We start from the raw sequence: 17806 nt of genomic DNA, 5'->3' as shown, positions 1-17806 counted from the left end.
CGTCGTCTCCCTCATTCTGCAGTGCACAAGGCCGGGCGGTACGGCATCCGCGACCCGCGTCCGGGCCGACCGGCTCGACGGGCCGGGCACCCCTCGGGCATAGCATTCGACCTGACATGGCGACGACGACGACGACACGACGACCAGGCAGCACGGCGGTGGCGGTGCTCGTGGCGGGCACCTTCTTCATGGAGCTGCTGGACGGCACGATCCTCGCCACGGCGGCGCCGGCGATGGGACGCGACCTGGGCGTCGACTCCGCTGCCGTCGGGGTCGCGATCACCGCGTACCTCGTGACCCTGGCGGTCTTCATCCCGGTGAGCGGCTGGCTCACCGACCGCATCGGGTCGCGGACGGTCTTCGCCGGCGCGATCGCCCTGTTCACGGTCGCCTCGGCGCTGTGCGCGCTGTCGACGGGGCTCGTCGACCTGACCGTCTGGCGCATCCTCCAGGGCCTGGGCGGTGCGCTCATGGTCCCCGTCGGCCGGCTCGTCGTGCTCCGGAGCGCCGGCCGCGACCAGCTCGTCACCGCCATCGCCATCCTCACCTGGCCGGCGCTGGCGGCCCCGATCATCGCCCCGTTCGTCGGCGGCGTGCTCGTCGACACGCTCTCCTGGCACTGGATCTTCCTCGTCAACATCCCGCTGGGGGTCGTCGCCTTCGTCGCGGCGCTCGTGCTCGTCCCGCAGGAGCGCGCGGCCGAACGGGTGCCGTTCGACTGGTTCGGCTCCCTGCTCGCGTGCTTCGGGCTCGGGTCGCTCGTCGTGATGGCGTCGCTGCTCGCCCTCGACACCGTGCCGGTGCTCGCCGTCGTCCTGTCCGGCGTGCTCGGCGCGGTGTGCTGCTGGCTCGCGGTGTGGCACTTCCGGCGGGCGCCGCACCCGATCATGGGCCTCGACTCGTTCCGCCTCGAGACGTTCCGGGTGTCGCACGCGGGTGGCAGCCTCTTCCGGCTGGCGGTCTCCGCCGTGCCGTTCGTCCTCCCGCTGCTCTTCCAGGACGCCTGGGGCTGGAGCGCCGTGCTCGCCGGGTCCGCCGTCCTGTGGGTCTTCGTCGGCAACCTCGGCATCAAGCCGATGACGACGCCGTTCCTCCGCTGGTTCGGGTACCGGCCGGTCATCATCGTGTCGAGCGCCGTGGCGGCGCTCAGCGTCGTCGCGATGGTGTTCATGACCGAGGACACGCCGTTCTGGCTCCTCGCCGCGCTGCTCGTGGTGAGCGGCGCCGCACGGTCGGTCGGCTTCACGGCGTACAACACCATCGCCTTCGCCGACGTGGAGCAGGCGGACATGACGCCGGCCAACACGCTGTCGTCGACGCTGCAGCAGACCGCGGCGGGTTTCGGCGTGGCGGTCGCCGCCGTGGTGATCCGGTCCGCCGCCGGGCTCGGGGGGAACGGGCCCTACGACGCCGCGTTCTGGGTCATCGCCGTGCTGCTCGTCGTGGCCTGCGTCGAGGGCGTCCTGATGAGCCGGACCGCCGGCGAGACCGTCCGCCCGGCGCGGCGCGTGCGCGTGCAGGCCTGACGCACGCCGCCCGTGCGGGCCTCGCCACGCGCGTGCCGCACTGCGCTGCGCGACGCGTCGTCCGTTTTCCACACGGTCACACGGACGAAACCGGGGTCGCGCTACAGTCTCAGCAATCGTCCGCGATCGCCGAGTACGGTGACCGCCGCAGGGTGGACCGGAACCACCCGGAACAGGAAGCAGCATGGCCGCGCCACAGCAGCAGGGCACGATCGCAGCCGACACGGCGGCGGAACCGACCGGCTTGCGTGTCGTCAGCTACAACCTCCGAGAGCACACCGCGAACGGCGAGCTCGCCGCCCTGGCCGAGGCCTCCGACGCCGACGTCATCTGCGTGCAGGAGTGCGACAGCAACGACCTCGCCCCCTCCGTCGCCGGGCTCTCCCTGGCGGCCTCGACCAAGGCGAACCGCCTCGGTCTCGCCATCTACAAGCGCGACGACCGCTTCGAGGTGCAGGACTTCAGCATCCACTCGCTGCAGAAGTCGCTGCACGACCGGGTCCTCGCACCCGCGCACGAGCGCCTCATCGCGATGCACCTGCGCGACACCGAGGCCGACGCCGAGGTCATCGTCGCGTCCTTCCACGCATCGCCGCTGACCGCCACGAACTCCCTGCGCCGCAAGCAGATCGAGGCCGCACACCAGTTCCTGCGCGAACTCTCGAAGGAAGCGCCGGCGATCATGGTCGGCGACTTCAACTACCCGTGGTTCCAGACGAACCTGCGTCGGAAGATCGAGCAGCACGGCTTCGCGCTGTCCCTGTCCGACCAGCCGACCTACCTGCGCTACCGGAAGTTCACCGGGCACTTCGACTTCGCCACGAGCGTCGGGCTGCACATCGCCGGTGTCGAGACCCTGCCGGCGGGCATCTCGGACCACCGGCCGATCCTCGTGCGCGCGCACTACGAGCACGACGGTGCGACGGGCACCGTCACGACGGTGGAGTCCCCGGCCGCCTGACCCCGTGGCCGGCCGGCAACGCACTGGAGGCGCGGCGCCGGTCCCGTGGACCGGCACCGCGCCTCCAGTCGGTCGCGTCCCGCCCCGGGGGTGAGATCGCACCCCGGCGGCCCGTCACGAGACGGATCCGCGCCGAAGTGCGACCTCGGGACCCGACCGGGCCCGCGGGGCGCGCGTCAGCGCCGCAACGTCGCCCGGGCCAGCCGGTTGCCGATGAACTGGCCGAGCTGCACGATCACCACGATCGCCGCCACCGAGACGTACACGATCCACCAGTCGTAGCGCTGCGACCCGTAGGTGATCGCGTACTCGCCGAGGCCACCGCCGCCGATGAGCGCACCCTGCGCCGTCATGTCGACGATGCCGATGTAGATGAACGTGTAGCCGAGGATGAGCGGTCCGAGCCCCTCGGGGATGAGGACCGTCAGCAGGATCGACACCGGGTGTGCCCCCGACGCCCGTGCCGCCTCGACGACGCCCGGGTCGACCGCGAGCAGGTTCTGCTCGACGATGCGGGACACCGCGAACGACGCCGCGAGGGAGATGGCGAACGTCACCGCGGGGACGCCGATCGTCGTCTGCACCACCACGCGCGACAGCGGGGCGATCGCGGCGAGGAAGATGACGAACGGGATCGGGCGGACCAGGTTCACGACGACGTTGAGGACCGTGTACGCGGTCCGGCTGCCGAGCAGGTTGCCGGGACGGGTCGCGTACAGCGCCAGGCCGAGCGCGAGTCCGATGACCCCCGCGATCACGAGCGAGACCAACGACATCACGATGGTGTCGCGGATCGACGCGAGGAACACGTCGAACGTGTCGATCACGCTCTGGAACGAGTTGTTCACGCTGCGCCCTCCTCGTCGGTCGTGACGCCGGCGGCGCGGAGCGCGTCGAGGGCGTCGTCGACGGCGGTCGCGGACGACCCGGTCAGCTCGTACGTCAACGATCCGATCCGGCGCTCCCGGATCTCGCCGACCCCGCCGTACACGAGCTCGGCGGTGACACCGGCTGTGCGGAACGCGGCGTCGATGCGGTTCTGCAACCCGGCCTCGTCGGTGATCTGCACGGTGACGAGCCGGCCGGGGTGCCGCTCCCGGAGCCGCGCGAGCGTCTCGGGGGAGGGGCGGTCGTGCAGCGCGGTCCGGACGAACCGCTGGGCGGCGTCGGTCTCCGGTGCGGAGAACACGTCGTAGACGTCGCCGACCTCGACGACGCGACCCTGCTCCATCACGGCGACGCGGTCGGCGATCTGCCGGACGGCGTCCATCTCGTGCGTGATGACGATGATGGTGACGCCGAGCTCACGGTTGACGCGACGCAGCAGGCCGAGCACCTCCGAGGTGGTCTCCGGGTCGAGGGCGCTGGTCGCCTCGTCGGCGAGCAGGAGGTCGGGTGACGCCGCGAGCGCGCGGGCGATGCCGACGCGTTGCTTCTGCCCGCCGGAGAGCTGCTCCGGGTACGCGTACGCACGGTCGAGCAGCCCGACGAAGTCGAGCAGCTCGGCGACGCGGCGGTCCCGGTCGGCCTTGGGCACGCCGGCGACCTTGAGCGGGTAGGCGACGTTCCCGGCGATCGTGCGGGACCGGAAGAGGTTGAACTGCTGGAAGATCATCCCGATGCGGCGTCGCGCGAGGCGGCGGTCCTTCTCGGGGATCGCGGTCAGTTCCTGCCCGGCCACCGTCACCGACCCTGCCGAGGGCAGCTCGAGGGCGTTGACGAGGCGGACCAGGGTGGACTTGCCGGCACCGGAGTACCCGATGACGCCGAGGACCTCTCCCTGGTGCACGTCCAGGGAGACGTCCTCGACGGCCACCACGGTCTCGCCGGTGTCGGCGCGGCGGTAGTGCTTCGAGACGCCGCGGAGTTCGACGAGGACCGGCACTACTGCCCGGCCGCCTTCGCGTCCTTCTCGACCTCGGCGAGCTCGTCCTGCAGCGATGCGGCGCTCTCGTCGCGGCTGACGGCCTCGGGCAGGTCCTTCTTGAAGACCTTCTGCACGGACGCGTCCTGGAAGAGCTTCGCCAGCTCGAGGTACGTCTTGTCGTCCTTGTCCTCCTTGCGGACCGCGAAGACGTTGACGTACGGGGCTGCGCTCGCGCTCGACGGGTCGTCCTGGTAGATCGCGTCCGAGATCGGCAGACCGGCGGCGGTGGCGTAGTTGTTGTTCACGACGGCGGCCGCGACCGAGCCCTGCTGCAGCGCGTTGGCGGTCTGCGAGGCGTTCAGGGGCTGGACGTCGACCTTCGACGACTCGATGTCGGTGGTGGTCGAGAACGGCGAGCCGCCGTCCTTCAGGGTGACGAGCTTCGCGGCCTGCAGGATGAGCAGGGCGCGGGCCTGGTTGATGGAGTCGTCCGGGATCGCGACCTTCGCGTCGCGGGGGAGCGCCGCGACGTCGTCGTACTTCGTCGCGTAGAGGGGCAGCGGGTAGACGGCGGTCGAGCCGATCGGCTGCAGGTCGTCGTCGGAGGTGACGTTGTAGTCCGCCAGGTACTGGATGTGCTGGAACTGGTTGATGTCGAGCTGGCCGTCCTTCAGGGCGGGGTTCGGCAGCGAGTAGTCCGAGAAGTTCGTCAGCTTCACCGTGACGTTGAGCTTCTGCTTCGCGAGCTCCGTGTAGGTGCTCCAGTACGACAGCGACTTGTCCGCGACACCGATGGTGACGGTCTTCGCCGGTCGGTCGGCGGCGGCCCCGGCGCCCTGGTCGCCGCCGGAGCGGACGGCTCCGACGATCAGGGCGACGACGATCGCGACGACGACCACCGCGGCGGCGACGATCCAGCCGATCGGGCGCTTGCCCTTCGGCTTCTCGGGCAGGGCGGGTGCTGCGGACATGCTGGTGCTCCTCGTGGGCCGTGCTGTGTGGGGGACCGCGGTGGTCCGCGGCGTGCATCGAGTGTGCCGGGCGGTCGGGGACGGTGCGAGTTGCGTTCCGCCGTGTTACGGCGGTGTGACGGGCACCTGGGAACGGCGGTTGCGGCCCCGGGCCACCGGGACGGCGTCCGGCCGGACCGGGCAGGCTCGGACCGTGCGCAGCATCGAACTCGTCCTCACCTCCGACGCCGAGGCCACCGTCCGTGCGGTGTGGGACGCGCTCGTCGTCGCTGACCTGCCGAGCATGGGCCGGTCGACCTCGGAGACGAACGCGCCGCACGTCACGCTCGCCGCGGGGGAGGACCTGCCGGTCCCCGGCCGGCTCGACGCCCCCGTGCCCGCGTCGGTCCGGACGGGCGGCGTCCTGCTCTTCGCCGCCGGTCCGGGCCGCCACGTGCTCGGCGTCTCCGTCGTCGTCGACCGTGCCCTGCTCGCCTTCCACGAGGCGGTCCACCGCGCGGCTCCCGGCGGCGTCGACACCGCCCTGCCCGGCCGGTGGTCCCCGCACCTCACCCTCGCGCGACGACCGCGGGACACCGACCTGCCCCGGATGCTCGACGTCCTCGCGTCGGTGCCGGTGCCGGACGAGCTCGGGATCGCCGGCGTGCGGCACTGGGACGGGAAGACGAGGACGGTCACGCCCGTCGTGTGATCCCGAGACGGTCCGCCGGGTGTGCGGTCTCGCCGGTCGGTCGGCCGGGCGCTCGCCGGTCGGTCGGCCGGTCGATCGCAGGGCGCTCGCCGGTCGATCGCCGGGCGCTCGCCGGTCGGGAGGCGCGGGTCAGGCCCCGAGCACCCGCTCGCCGAAGGCGGACGCGAACGTCCGCTCCGGGTCGGCCGACCGGACGAGGTCGCGGAAGTCCCGGAGGCGCGGGTACAGCTCCGCGATCGCGTCACCGCCCAGCGAGCTCATCTTCCCCCAGTGCGGCCGGCCGTCGAAGGGGGCGAGGCGTGCCTCGAGGTCGGGCAGGAGTGCGGCGACCTCGGCCGGGTGCTTCTTCCACGTGAAGGCGATGCAGAGCACGTCCTCGCCCTGGCTCGGGCTGAGCCAGAACCGGTCCGCCGCCATCGTCCGGAGTTCGCAGACGTGCAGGTGCGGCTGGATGCGGTCCGCCATGCCCCGGACCGCCTCGAGGGCCGCGGCCGCGTGCCGGAGCGGGACGAAGTGCTCGCTCTGCACCTCGGACCCGACGCTGGGCACGGACTCGATCGGGAAGTGCGGCAGCCGGTCCCACCACGGGCCGACGGAGCCGTCGCGTGCGGTGTGGTGCCCGTCCCCGGGCGTCCCGGGCAGTCGTGGTGCACCGAGGAGGTCGTCCGGGACGGCGGTGTCGTCCGCGTCGTCGGGCACCCGGGACTTCAGCAGCACCTCGCTCACCGTGTCGCCGAACACCGTGTACGAGCAGACCGAGTACGCGGCCGCGTGCACCTCGGCGACGTGCGCCGTGAAGGTGTCCCAGGGGATCGGGCCGTAGGTGTCCTGGCGCATCCGGAAGGTCGGTTCGACGTCGAGCGTCACCCGGGTCACCACGCCGAGCAGGCCGAGGTGCAGGACCGCGCCGTCGAACCCGGCGTCGTCGCGGTCGATCGTGCGGACCGAGCCGTCGGGGCCGAGGAGCTCGAACGACCGGACGGCGGTGCTGAGCGACCCGAGGGCGGTCCCCGAGCCGTGGGTGCCGGTGGCGATCGCGCCGCCGAGGGAGATGTGTGGGAGCGACCCCTCGTTGTGCAGCGCGAACCCGGCGCGGTCGATCTCCGGCGCGACGACCCCGTAGCGCGTGCCGGCTCCCATCGTCGCGGTCCTGCGCTCGGGGTCCACGACGAGGTCGGTCGGGACCGCCGTCAGGTCGAGCAGGACGCCGGGCGCGTCAGCGGAGTCGTTGAAGGAGTGGCGCGTGCCGAGGCCGTGCACGCGGGGCTCGCGGGCGACGATCTCGGCCGCCTCCGCGAGGGACGCCGGGCGGAGCACCCGTTCGGCCGTGTAGGTGACCGTGCCGGACCAGTTCAGTTCGCTCGTCGTCGACCGCATGGCGCCCACGATGCCACGCGCCGCTCCGATCCCGCCTCCGACGGACGGTGTCAGTGCATCGACGGCGTCGGTGCGCCCTCGGGGGTGTCCGGACGACGGACCAGCGACGACGTCGCGATGCCGAACAGCGAGATCACCGCGCCGACCAGGAACGCCGTGCGCACCCCGGACGCGGTGGCCTCGGCGAGCCCGTCCGCCCCGGAGCCGGCCGTGGCGGTCGCCGCACCGATGGTGAGCAGCGTGACGAACAGCGCCGTCCCCGCCGCTCCGGCGAGCTGCTGGGCGGTCCCGAGCACGGCGCTGCCGTGCGAGTACAGCTTCGGGGGCAGCCCGCCGAGCGCCGCCGTGAAGAGGGGCGTGAAGGTCAGGGCGAGCCCGATGCTCAGCACGACGTGCGCGCCGAGCACGAACCAGACGCTGGTGTCCACGCCGACGGTCGAGAGTGCCCAGAGCACGGCGCTGATGATGATCGACCCGGGGATCAGGAGCACGCGGGGTCCGCGGCGGTCGTAGACGCGTCCGACGATCGGCGAGAGCAGCCCCATCAGCAGCCCACCCGGCAGGAGCAGCAGGCCGACGTTCAGCACCTCGAGCCCGAGGACGCGCTCGAGGTAGATCGGCAGCAGGATGAGCGTGCCGAACATGGCCATGAAGCTCAAGCCCATCGCGACGATCGGAATCGTGAAGCCGCGGGTCCGGAAGGTCCGCAGGTCGAGGAGCGCCCGGTCGGTCCGCTGCAGGCGGGTCTGGCGGACGATGAAGAGCGCGAGGGCTGCGGCGCCGACGACGAGCGCGCCGATCGGGACGGCCGGACCGGTCGCGCCGGCCTCGCCGATGCTCGACAGGCCGTACACGATGCCGCCGAACGCGAAGGCGGACAGCACCACGGACAGCACGTCGATCGCCGACTTCCGCGGTGTCGAGACGTTGCGGACCTTGAGCATGCCGAGCACGAGCGCGACGAGGGCGATGGGCAGCACGAAGCCGAACAGCCAGCGCCACGAGAAGGCGTTGAGGATGAGGCCAGAGATCGTCGGGCCGACGGCCGGCGCCACCGAGATGACGATCGAGATGTTGCCCATCACGCGGCCGCGGTGCGCCGGCTCGATGAGCGTCAGCACGGTCGTCATGAGGAGCGGCATCATGATCGCGGTCCCGCTGGCCTGCACGATGCGTCCGAGGAGCAGCATCGTGAAGCCGGGCGCGAGCAGCGCGATCAGGGTGCCGGCGGAGAACAGGCTCATCGCCCAGACGAACACCGGGCGGGTGTTGAAGCGCTGCAGCAGGAAGCCGGTGATCGGGATGACGACGGCCATCGTGAGCAGGAACCCGGTGGTCAGCCACTGCCCGGTCGCGGCGCTGATGCCGAGGTCGTCCATCAGGCGCGGCAGGGCGACGCCCATGATCGTCTCGTTGAGGATCACGACGAACGCGGACACGAGCAGCAGCCCGATCACGAGCCGGGTCTCGCCGGGGGAGGGCTGCGAGACGCTCCCGGTGCGGGGTGCGGAATCGACGGCCTGTGTCATGCGGGGCTCCTGGTGGCTCACGACTGCTGGAACGAGGGGGCGCAGGACGCGCAGACAGGGCAACCGCCTGAGTGGATCCGATTATTCCGCTTCCGACAGACATCCGGACGTGCCGTCCGGTGTCCCGGGTCAGTGGAGGATCGCGAACCCGTCCCCGTCGCCGTGCGGCACCACCGGCCGGCACGCCACGTCCGTCACGGTCGCGGACGGCGGTCCGGTCCGGATGAACCCCATCAGTGCGTCCACGGCGGCGGACGGTCCCTCTGCCTCGACCTCGACGGTCCCGTCGAACAGGTTGCGTGCGTACCCGACGAGATCGAGCCCGTCGGCCTTCCTTGCGGTCCAGTACCGGAACCCGACCCCCTGGACCGTCCCCGACACCACGGCGTGCACCCTCGTCACCGTTGTCATGTCGCTCAATCTAGGCGTGCCGTCCGACCAGGAGTTTTCGGCCCTGTTTCGGTCTCGTGAAACACGCTGATAGTGTCATCCCAACCCGAACACTTCGAGTCAACATGACACAAACACCAGAAGCACACGAACCCCCCATCCGCGTCGCGGTCTCCACCGTGATCGTGGCGTTGCGCCCGCACCCCGACACCGGGGCCCCGGCGCTGTGGATGCCGCTCGTGCGTCGCGTCGCCGAGCCGCACGAGGGGTCGTGGGCGCTGCCCGGTGGCTGGGTGCGGCCGGACGAGGGGCTCGAGGACTCCGCGGCTGCCCGGCTGCGGGAGACCACGAACGTGCAGCCCCGCTACCTCGAGCAGCTCTACGCCTTCGGCGACGTCGACCGGTCCCCGACCCGGGTCGTGTCCATCGTCTACTGGGCGCTCGTGCACCCGGACGAGGCAAACGTCGTGCCGGAGGACTGGAACGTCCGCTGGTTCCTCGCCGACGAGCACCCGCCGCTCGCGTTCGACCACGACCGCATCGTCGACTACGCGCTCTGGCGTCTGCGGAACAAGATGTCGTACTCCCGGATCGCGCAGGCGTTCCTCGGCGACCGCTTCACCCTCGCCGAGCTCCGCGGGGTGTACGAAGCGGTCCTCGGGCGTGCGCTCGACCCCGCGAACTTCCGTCGGCAGGTGGAGAAGACCGACGCGGTCCTGCCCACCGACGAGACCACGAGCGGCGGGCGGCACCGACCGGCCCGGCTCTACCGCTCGAACCCCGACCTGGCCTACGCGGACAACGGCCCGCTGCAGACCGGCACCCCCTCACAGCGGAACCGATAGGAAGCCCGTGTCCATCGCCACCACGATCGAACTGATCTCCAACGGCCGCGCGGCCGGCAGCACCTGCACGCCCGACCTCGCCCTGCCGACCTGGGACTTCGACGCCCGCCCCGGGTACGGTCCCGGGTCGTCGATGTCCGACGTCATCCCGACCTCCGCGCCGCGCCAGGGCGTCCTGCCCGACGAGTACAAGCACGCCCCGGTCGACGAACTCCACGAGCGCATCGAGCGGGCGAAGGCGACGCTGGGCGACCGCGTCGTGGTGCTCGGCCACTTCTACCAGCGCGACGAGGTGGTCCGGCACGCCGACTTCCTCGGTGACTCCTTCCAGCTCGCCAACGCGGCGCTCACGAAGCCCGACGCCGAGGCGATCGTGTTCTGCGGCGTGCACTTCATGGCGGAGACCGCGGACATCCTCGCCCGCGACGACCAGCGCGTGATCCTGCCCAACCTGGCCGCCGGGTGCTCGATGGCCGACATGGCCGACATCGACAGCGTCGAGGCCGCATGGGCCGAACTCGCCGCCCTGTACGGCACCGAGCCGGACGCCGACGGCCGCGTCCCGGTGATCCCGGTCACCTACATGAACTCCGCCGCCGACCTCAAGGCGTTCTGCGGCCGCAACGGGGGCATCGTCTGCACCTCGTCGAACGCCGCGACCGTGCTCGAGTGGGCGTTCGAGCGGGGGCAGCGCGTCCTGTTCTTCCCGGACCAGCACCTCGGCCGGAACACCGCGAAGGCCATGGGCATCAGCACCGACCTGATGCCGATGTGGAACCCGCGTCTGCCCGGTGGGGGCAACACCGCCGCCGACCTGCTCGAGGCGAAGGTCGTCCTCTGGCACGGCTTCTGCTCCGTGCACCGGCGGTTCACCGTCGACCAGATCGACCAGGCGCGCCGCGACCACCCGGGTGTGCAGGTGATCGTGCACCCCGAGTGCCCGATGGCCGTCGTCGACGCGGCGGACCACGCCGGCAGCACCGACCTCATCCGGAAGACCGTGGCCGCCGCCACCGAACCGACCACGTTCGCGATCGGCACCGAGATCAACATGGTGAACCGGCTCGCGGCCGAGTACCCGCAGCACACCGTCTTCTGCCTCGACCCGGTGGTCTGCCCGTGCTCGACGATGTACCGGATCCACCCGGGCTACCTCGCCTGGGTGCTCGAGGCGCTCGTCCGCGGCGAGGTCCTCAACGAGATCGTCGTCCCCGCCGACGTGCAGGCCGACGCCAAGGTCGCGCTCGAGCGGATGCTCGCCGCGAAGCCGCGGGACTGACCGGCACGGACGCCGGACGACACCGAGCAGAGGACAGGACCGTGCACGTCGTCATCGTCGGCTCCGGCATCGCCGGGCTGACCGCAGCGATCCGCGCCAGCACGCGCCACGACGTCACCCTGGTGACGAAGGGTGCGCTCGCCGACGGTGCGACCGCGTACGCCCAGGGCGGCGTCGCGGTCGCGCTCGGGGCTGACGACTCGGCGGCCCTCCACCAGGCCGACACGCACGGAGCCGCCGCGGGCAGCGCCGACGCCCGGGCGGTCGACGTCCTCTGCACCGACGGCCCTGCGCGCGTCCGGGACCTGATCGCCCTCGGCGTCCCGTTCGACCGCACCACGGACCCGACGAGCCTCGACCGTCACGGCGACGACCTCGCCCGGGGGCGCGAGGCCGCCCATGCGCGCTGGCGGGTCCTGCACGCGGACGGCGACGCCACCGGGGCCGCGATCGAGCGCACCCTCGTTGCCGCACTGCACCGACGCCACGTCACCATCCTCGAGCGGACCTGCCTGACGGACCTGGTCGTCCGCGCCGGCGCGGTGGTCGGCGTCGACGTCCTCGACCTGCTCGGCGAACCCCGACGGATCGACGCCGACGTCGTGGTCCTGGCGTCCGGCGGCGCCGGCCACCTGTACCGCGAGACCACGAACCCCCTCGTCGCGACGGGCGACGGCGCCGCTGCGGCCTGGCGCGCCGGCGCGGTGCTCGCCGACCTCGAGTTCGTGCAGTTCCACCCGACGCGCCTCGCCGTGCCCGGGGGTGGCCTGGTGTCCGAGGCGGTGCGCGGCGAGGGTGCCGTCCTGCGTGACGCGCGCGGCAGACGGTTCATGACCGCGGTCCACCCCGACGCCGAGCTCGCACCGCGGGACGTCGTCGCCCGGGGGATCGCGAGCGCGATGCGTGACCAGGGCGGTGCGCCCGTCCTCCTCGACGCGAGCGGCCTGGACCCCACGTTCCTCGTCCGACGGTTCCCCGGCCTCACCCGGGCCACCCGCACCGCCGGCTTCGACTGGACCCGCGAGGCCGTCCCCGTCGCCCCCGCCGCCCACTACTCGATGGGCGGTGTCGCCACCGACGCCGAGGGCCGGACCAGCCTGCCCGGGCTCCTGGCCGTCGGCGAGGTCGCCTGCACCGGCGTGCACGGCGCGAACCGCCTCGCGTCCAACTCGCTGCTCGAGGGCCTCGTGTTCGCGGTCCGCGCCGCGGACGCGATCGACGCCCCGCGACCCGGGCGGATGCGCCTCCGCGGTGACGCCGGTCTCCACGTCACCACCGTGCCCACCGCGGCGGACGGCACTCGCGCCTCCAGACCGCTCCGGCCAGGAGGCGCGGACCACGCCGACGACGCCGCCGACGTCCGCGGGGCGGTCCAGTCCGTCATGACCGACCGGGTGGGCCTGCTCCGTGACGCGGGCGGGCTCGCGAGCGCGCGGCGCGCGCTCGCCGGGCTGACCGTGCCGGACCCCGCGGGGGTGCAGGACCACGAGGACCGCGCCCTGCTCGACCTCGCGCGGCTCGTCGCGCTCGCCGCCGAGACGCGCACCGAGTCCCGCGGCGCCCACGCCCGCACCGACCACCCCGACGCCGACCCCGGAGCGCCGGCGTCCTACGCGTGGGTCGCCCGGCCCGCACCCGTCCCGCAGGAGGTACCCGCATGACCCTCGCCGCCGCACCGACCGACGCCGCCGCACCGAACACCGCGCGCACCGACCCCGGCACGATCGCCCCGCACGTGCTCCGCCGGGTGATCGAGACCGCACTCGAGGAGGACGCACCCTGGGGTGACGTCACCAGCGAGACGCTCATCCCGGTCGACGCCGTCGCCACCGCGACCCTCGGCGCCCGCGAGGCCGGTGTGCTGAGCGGCGGCGACGTGTTCGCGGCCGTCGTGCACGCGGTCGACCCGACGGTCGAGGTCGTGCTGCACGTCCCGGACGGCGCCCACTTCGGGCCGGGCGACGTCCTGGCGACCGTGGCGGGCAGCGCGCGGGCCGTCCTCCGTGCCGAACGGGTCGCGCTGAACCTCGCGCAGCGGATGTCCGGCATCGCGACCGCCACCGCCGCGTACGTCGCCGCGGTCGAGGGCACGCGCGCGCGGATCGTCGACACCCGGAAGACGACGCCCGGGCTCCGCGCGCTCGAGCGGTACGCGGTCCGGTGCGGGGGCGGCCACAACCACCGCACCTCGCTGTCCGACGCCGTGCTCGCGAAGGACAACCACCTGGCGGTGCTGCTCGCTGCCGGCACCGACATCGGCGACGCGATCGGCGTGGCACGGCAGCGGCTCGGGCACACCGTCCACGTCGAGGTCGAGGTGGACCGCATCGACCAGATCGAGCCCGTCGTCGCCGCCGGGGTGGACACGATCATGCTCGACAACTTCACGCCCGCGATGCTGGAGGCCGGCGTCGGGATCGTCGCCGGGCGCGCGCTCGTCGAGGCCTCGGGTGGGGTCTCGCTCGACACCGTCGCCGCGATCGCCGCGACGGGGGTCGACGTCGTCTCGGTCGGGGCGCTGACGCACTCGGCCCGGGCACTCGACCTCGGGCTGGACGTGTCGGTCGCGGCGCCCTCGTCCGTCGACGCGGTCGGTGCGCCGGGCGCCGCCGTCCCCGTCGGCGGCTGACGTGTTCTACCTCGACCGGGCGGCGACGACGCCCGTGCGCCGTGAGGTGCTCGAGGCGATGTGGCCGTACCTGACCGGCACGTTCGGCAACCCGTCCTCGACCCACGGTCTCGGTGACGCCGCCGCGCGTGGCCTCGACGGTGCCCGGGCGACGGTCGCCGCGGTGCTCGGGTGCCGGCCGGCCGAGGTCGTCTTCACCACCGGCGGCACCGAGGGCGCCAACACGGCCGTCAAGGGCACCGCGCTGGCGTCGCCCCGCGGCCGGCACGTCGTGACGAGCGCGATCGAGCACGAGGCGGTCCTCGAGAGCTGCCGCTACCTCGAACGCTTCCACGGCTTCGACCTCACGGTGCTGCCGGTGACGGAGGACGGTCGCGTTGACCCGGCGGCGCTCCGTGCGGCACTGCGCCCGGACACGACCCTGGTGTCGATCGCGCACGCCGACAACGAGATCGGCACCGTGCAGGACGTCCCGGCGCTGGCCGCGGTCGCACACGAGGTCGGCGCGCGCTTCCACACCGACGCGGTGCAGTCCGCACCGTGGCTGGCCGTCGGGCCGGGCGCCCTCGGCGCCGACGCCGTGTCGCTGTCCGGGCACAAGCTGGGTGCGCCGAAGGGCACCGGTGTCCTCGTGGTCCGTGCCGGGATCCCGATCGAGCCGTTGCTGCACGGCGGGGGACAGGAGCGCGGCCGGCGTTCCGGGACCGAGGACGTCGCGGGCGCCGTGGCGGTCGCGACGGCGCTGGCGCTCACCGCGGTCGACCGCGAGTCGTCGGCCGCCCTGGCGGGCGCCACCCGCGACGCCGTGCTGGACGGGGTGCTCGCCGCGGTCCCCGGAGCGTTCGTCACCGGGTCGCGTCGCTCGCGGCTCCCGGGACACGCGTCGTTCTGCTTCCCGGGGGTCACCGGGGAGACGGTGCTGCTCGAGCTGGAGCAGCGCGACGTGGTGTCCTCCTCGGGGAGCGCGTGCGCCGCCGGCAGCACCGAGGCCTCGCACGTCCTGACCGCCCTCGGGCTGTCCGACGACGTCGCCCGGTCGGCGGTCCGGTTGACCTTCGACGCGACCCTCACCACGGAGGACGTCCCGGTCGTCGTGCGCGCGGTCGCAGACGCCGTCGGGACGGTCCGTGCGCTCGCCTAGGGTGTACTAGACGTTCTACTCCATGAGTGGGGCCGTGTCCCCCCTTTTGCGGACCGGCGAAGTGCGTCAGAGTGTCCACATGGCAAACGCGATCACGACCCGGCACCGGCAGGAGGACCACTTCCGTGTGGTCCAGCTCCTCCCGGCACCCGCGACCGTGGTCGCGCTCGTCCTCGCCGCACAGCACGACCTCGGCACCGCCCCGCTCGGGCTCATCGCCGTGGTCGGGGCGCTGGCGACCATCGGGAGCGCCCTGCTGCCCATGGTCCGACCCGCGGCGATCCGTCGGCCGATGCCCGCACCGACCGAGACGGACCGGTACCGAGAGGACACCGAACACCCTTGAGGACCAGCACCGACGGAACCGACCCCCTGCGGGTCCGTCGGTGCGAGGACCGGACGCGACCCCTGATCTGCGTCCGGCGCGGGGCACGACATCCCCTGATCCGTCGTGCCCCGCAGCACTCGTGACCCGTCGTGGGCACGGGCGTCGCCGCCCCCTGCGCGACGCCCTTCCCCCTCAGCCCACGACGGGTCCGGTGCGCGTTACCGTGTGGGCGTGCCCTCGTACCGCGTGACCCTCGCCGTCGGAGCGCTCGCGCCCGGCACGGCTCCCGACGCCGTCCTGCCCGAGGCGGCGCGGCTCGTCGCCGAAAGCACCGTGGTCGAGGCGCAGGACGTCCGACTCCTCCGTGGCGTCCCCTGCGCCGTCGTGCGGTACGAGGCGCCGTCCGACGACGCCGCCGCGGCCGTCGCGGACCACGCCGTCGCCGGGCTCACCCCCACGGTCGAGGTGCGTTCCGCCGTCGTCACCCGGCGGGACGGGGCTCGGTGGACCCCCGTCCGCTGACCGGCCACACGTAGTCGAGGTCGTCCGGCACGTCCGGGAACAGCTCGCGGTAGTGCTCCGGGGCCTTCTGCACGAGCTTCGAGCGGTGGGAGCGGTGCACGGCCGCGTCGTCGTTCCACGCCGGCACCGGGTAGTCGCCCCGCTCGTAGGCGTCGAGGTCCTCCGGCACCAGGGCCAGGTCGGCCAGGGTCTTCCCGAGGCACGTGTCGGCGTGCCCGCGCTCGGCCCACACGCCGCACGTGGCGTCCTGGTACGCCATGAGCGCGGGACGGTAGCCGCGCCACATCGCCACCACCGGGTGGTGCTGCCAGCCGTAGTCCGGGAGCGTCAGCGCCCGCATCACCTGCAGGGTCTCGACGCGCTGCTTGCCGAGTCGCTTGTCGTCGAGGACCTCGGCCGAGGCACGGAAGTCCGGGTACGGCAGGAACGTCTGCATGCCGCGCACGGTACGCGGGGGTGCTGGAACCCGACACATGTCGTCACACGCGGACCACGGTCCGCGTCGGCGTGTGAGCATCGACCGCATGAGCGCAGAACTCGTCGTCGGTGTCAGCGGCAGCCCGTCGGACCCCTCGCGGACGTCCACACTCGTGGCAGCGACCGTCGCGCGCCTCGGGCAGGAGATCGAGGGATCGCGGACGGAGCTGGTCGAGATCGCACCGCTGCTGGCCGACCTCGGCGCCGCGGGGTCCCGCGAGGCGATGTCGGAGCGCACCCGGCGCGCGCTCGAGACCGTCGAGGCCGCCGACGTCCTCGTGGTCGGCAGTCCTGCGTTCCGGGCCGCGTACTCCGGCGCGTTCAAGCTGTTCTTCGACTGGGTCGGCCAGTACGACCTCGTCGACACCCCGGTCCTCCTCACCGCGACCGGCGGGAGCGACCGGCACGCGCTGCTCGTCGAGCACCAGATGCGTCCGCTGTTCGGCTTCTTCCAGTCGACCACCCTGCCGGTCGGCGTCTTCGGCAACGAGCGGGACTTCACCAAGCGCGAGGGCGGGTACGACATCGCGAGCGTCGACCTCGAGCTCCGCATCGACCAGGCCGTGCGTCGGGGGCTGCCGCTCATCCGCGGCGGATTCGCCACCGCCGGCCTGCAGGACGTGCGCCGCCCCGCCGACTTCTGACGCTGTCCTCCCACCGGCGCGCTGCGGGTGGGTGGCTGGCTGCCACGCGCGCTGCGGGTGACCGGCTGACGGACGGGAGGCGCGGTGCGGGCCCGCACCGCGCCTCCCGTCCGTCCCGGTTCAGGCCAGCAGGGACGCCACGTGCGCGACCGCGAGCCGGTAGCCGTCGGGGCCGGCACCGGCGATGACCGCCGTGGCGGCGGTCGCGACGTGGTCGACGTGCCGGAACGGCTCCCGCTTCCAGGTGTTCGACAGGTGCACCTCGACCACGGGGACCGACAGGGCCTCGACGGCGTCGTGCAGCGCGACCGAGGTGTGTGCGTAGGCGGCGGGGTTGATGACGACGCCGACGAAGTGGTCGAGCGCCTCGTGCAGCCACTCGACGAGCTCGCCCTCGCGGTTGGTCTGCCGGAAGTCGGCCTCGAGCTCGTGCACCGCCGCCTCGGTGTGGACGATGGCCTCGATCTCGGCGAGCGTGACCGTGCCGTACTGCGTCGGGTCGCGGCGGCCGAGGATGTCGAGGTTCGGGCCGTTGAGGACGAGGATGCGCGACTGCTCGGTCATGGCCAGAGCCTACCGAGAGCGCCGCTGGCCACGACGGCCCCGGATGCATACCCCGGCTATGTGAA

Annotated in this window: 19 protein-coding genes; 11 read left to right on the top strand and 8 right to left on the bottom strand. The window is 72.8% G+C overall.

What is annotated here, in order from left to right:
• Positions 1–116: 116 nt before the first annotated feature.
• Positions 117–1526 (top strand): MFS transporter, encoded by a 1410-nt coding sequence (locus AAEP86_RS16590; RefSeq protein WP_420368376.1) that lies wholly within the window; start codon positions 117–119, stop codon positions 1524–1526.
• Between the two features lie 184 nt (positions 1527–1710).
• On the top strand, positions 1711–2487 hold the full coding sequence (locus tag AAEP86_RS16585; RefSeq protein ID WP_420368375.1) for an endonuclease/exonuclease/phosphatase family protein: 777 nt from the start codon (positions 1711–1713) through the stop codon (positions 2485–2487).
• A gap of 176 nt (positions 2488–2663) precedes the next feature.
• Here AAEP86_RS16585 and AAEP86_RS16580 read toward each other — a convergent pair whose 3' ends face one another.
• Genes AAEP86_RS16580 through AAEP86_RS16570 form a run of 3 tightly spaced genes read right to left on the bottom strand, consistent with a single transcriptional unit; the run spans position 2664 to position 5325 of the window.
• A complete protein-coding gene (locus AAEP86_RS16580; protein WP_420368374.1) occupies positions 2664–3335 on the bottom strand; it encodes a methionine ABC transporter permease in 672 nt (223 codons plus the stop codon).
• Positions 3332–4372: a methionine ABC transporter ATP-binding protein gene (locus AAEP86_RS16575; protein ID WP_420368373.1), complete on the bottom strand. Its 1041-nt coding sequence runs from the start codon at positions 4370–4372 to the stop codon at positions 3332–3334. Before AAEP86_RS16575 ends, AAEP86_RS16580 begins: the two co-directional genes overlap by 4 nt.
• A complete protein-coding gene (locus AAEP86_RS16570; protein WP_420368372.1) occupies positions 4372–5325 on the bottom strand; it encodes a MetQ/NlpA family ABC transporter substrate-binding protein in 954 nt (317 codons plus the stop codon). The genes AAEP86_RS16575 and AAEP86_RS16570 overlap by 1 nt, the downstream gene beginning before the upstream one ends.
• A gap of 193 nt (positions 5326–5518) precedes the next feature.
• Here AAEP86_RS16570 and AAEP86_RS16565 point away from each other — a divergent pair, with 193 nt between their 5' ends.
• Positions 5519–6016, top strand: coding sequence for a 2'-5' RNA ligase family protein (locus AAEP86_RS16565; protein ID WP_420368371.1), 498 nt, complete (start codon positions 5519–5521; stop codon positions 6014–6016).
• Positions 6017–6145: 129 nt separating this feature from the next.
• Here the strand turns inward: AAEP86_RS16565 and AAEP86_RS16560 are convergent, their stop codons facing one another.
• From AAEP86_RS16560 to AAEP86_RS16550, 3 genes are all read right to left on the bottom strand, one after another.
• Positions 6146–7393, bottom strand: coding sequence for a D-arabinono-1,4-lactone oxidase (locus tag AAEP86_RS16560; RefSeq protein ID WP_420368370.1), 1248 nt, complete (start codon positions 7391–7393; stop codon positions 6146–6148).
• Positions 7394–7443: 50 nt separating this feature from the next.
• The gene (locus AAEP86_RS16555) at positions 7444–8922 is read right to left on the bottom strand and encodes an MDR family MFS transporter (RefSeq protein WP_420368369.1); all 1479 of its coding nucleotides are present in this window, start codon (positions 8920–8922) and stop codon (positions 7444–7446) included.
• Between the two features lie 129 nt (positions 8923–9051).
• On the bottom strand, positions 9052–9333 hold the full coding sequence (locus AAEP86_RS16550) for an acylphosphatase (protein ID WP_420368368.1): 282 nt from the start codon (positions 9331–9333) through the stop codon (positions 9052–9054).
• Between the two features lie 104 nt (positions 9334–9437).
• Between AAEP86_RS16550 and AAEP86_RS16545 the strand changes: the two genes are divergently transcribed.
• From AAEP86_RS16545 to AAEP86_RS16515, 7 genes are all read left to right on the top strand, one after another.
• Positions 9438–10157, top strand: coding sequence for an NUDIX hydrolase (locus tag AAEP86_RS16545; RefSeq protein ID WP_420368367.1), 720 nt, complete (start codon positions 9438–9440; stop codon positions 10155–10157).
• Between the two features lie 7 nt (positions 10158–10164).
• Complete coding sequence (gene nadA, locus AAEP86_RS16540) at positions 10165–11436, top strand: quinolinate synthase NadA (protein ID WP_420368366.1); 1272 nt, start codon at positions 10165–10167, stop codon at positions 11434–11436.
• 41 nt (positions 11437–11477) lie between these two features.
• Complete coding sequence (gene nadB, locus AAEP86_RS16535; RefSeq protein WP_420368365.1) at positions 11478–13097, top strand: L-aspartate oxidase; 1620 nt, start codon at positions 11478–11480, stop codon at positions 13095–13097.
• A complete protein-coding gene (gene nadC / locus AAEP86_RS16530; RefSeq protein ID WP_420368364.1) occupies positions 13094–14065 on the top strand; it encodes a carboxylating nicotinate-nucleotide diphosphorylase in 972 nt (323 codons plus the stop codon). Before nadB ends, nadC begins: the two co-directional genes overlap by 4 nt.
• 1 nt (position 14066) lies before the next feature.
• A complete protein-coding gene (locus tag AAEP86_RS16525; RefSeq protein WP_420368363.1) occupies positions 14067–15206 on the top strand; it encodes a cysteine desulfurase family protein in 1140 nt (379 codons plus the stop codon).
• 79 nt (positions 15207–15285) lie between these two features.
• Positions 15286–15552: a hypothetical protein gene (locus tag AAEP86_RS16520; protein ID WP_420368362.1), complete on the top strand. Its 267-nt coding sequence runs from the start codon at positions 15286–15288 to the stop codon at positions 15550–15552.
• Positions 15553–15765: 213 nt separating this feature from the next.
• On the top strand, positions 15766–16056 hold the full coding sequence (locus AAEP86_RS16515; RefSeq protein ID WP_420368361.1) for a hypothetical protein: 291 nt from the start codon (positions 15766–15768) through the stop codon (positions 16054–16056).
• Here the strand turns inward: AAEP86_RS16515 and AAEP86_RS16510 are convergent.
• Positions 16016–16492 carry an MSMEG_6728 family protein gene (locus AAEP86_RS16510; protein WP_420368360.1) on the bottom strand — a complete coding sequence of 159 codons (477 nt, stop codon included), beginning with the start codon at positions 16490–16492 and terminating at the stop codon, positions 16016–16018. The genes AAEP86_RS16515 and AAEP86_RS16510 overlap by 41 nt on opposite strands.
• 88 nt (positions 16493–16580) lie before the next feature.
• Here AAEP86_RS16510 and AAEP86_RS16505 point away from each other — a divergent pair, with 88 nt between their 5' ends.
• Positions 16581–17177 carry an NAD(P)H-dependent oxidoreductase gene (locus AAEP86_RS16505; protein WP_420368359.1) on the top strand — a complete coding sequence of 199 codons (597 nt, stop codon included), beginning with the start codon at positions 16581–16583 and terminating at the stop codon, positions 17175–17177.
• A 120-nt stretch (positions 17178–17297) separates the two neighbouring features.
• On the opposite strand, the gene aroQ is transcribed toward AAEP86_RS16505, so the two are convergent.
• Complete coding sequence (aroQ, locus tag AAEP86_RS16500) at positions 17298–17741, bottom strand: type II 3-dehydroquinate dehydratase (protein ID WP_420368358.1); 444 nt, start codon at positions 17739–17741, stop codon at positions 17298–17300.
• Positions 17742–17806: the final 65 nt, after the last annotated feature.

Origin of the sequence: Curtobacterium sp. L1-20, from assembly GCF_048755855.1 — a bacterium.
In the GTDB taxonomy this organism is placed as follows: domain Bacteria; phylum Actinomycetota; class Actinomycetes; order Actinomycetales; family Microbacteriaceae; genus Curtobacterium.
This window is presented reverse-complemented; position numbering and strand designations above follow the sequence as displayed.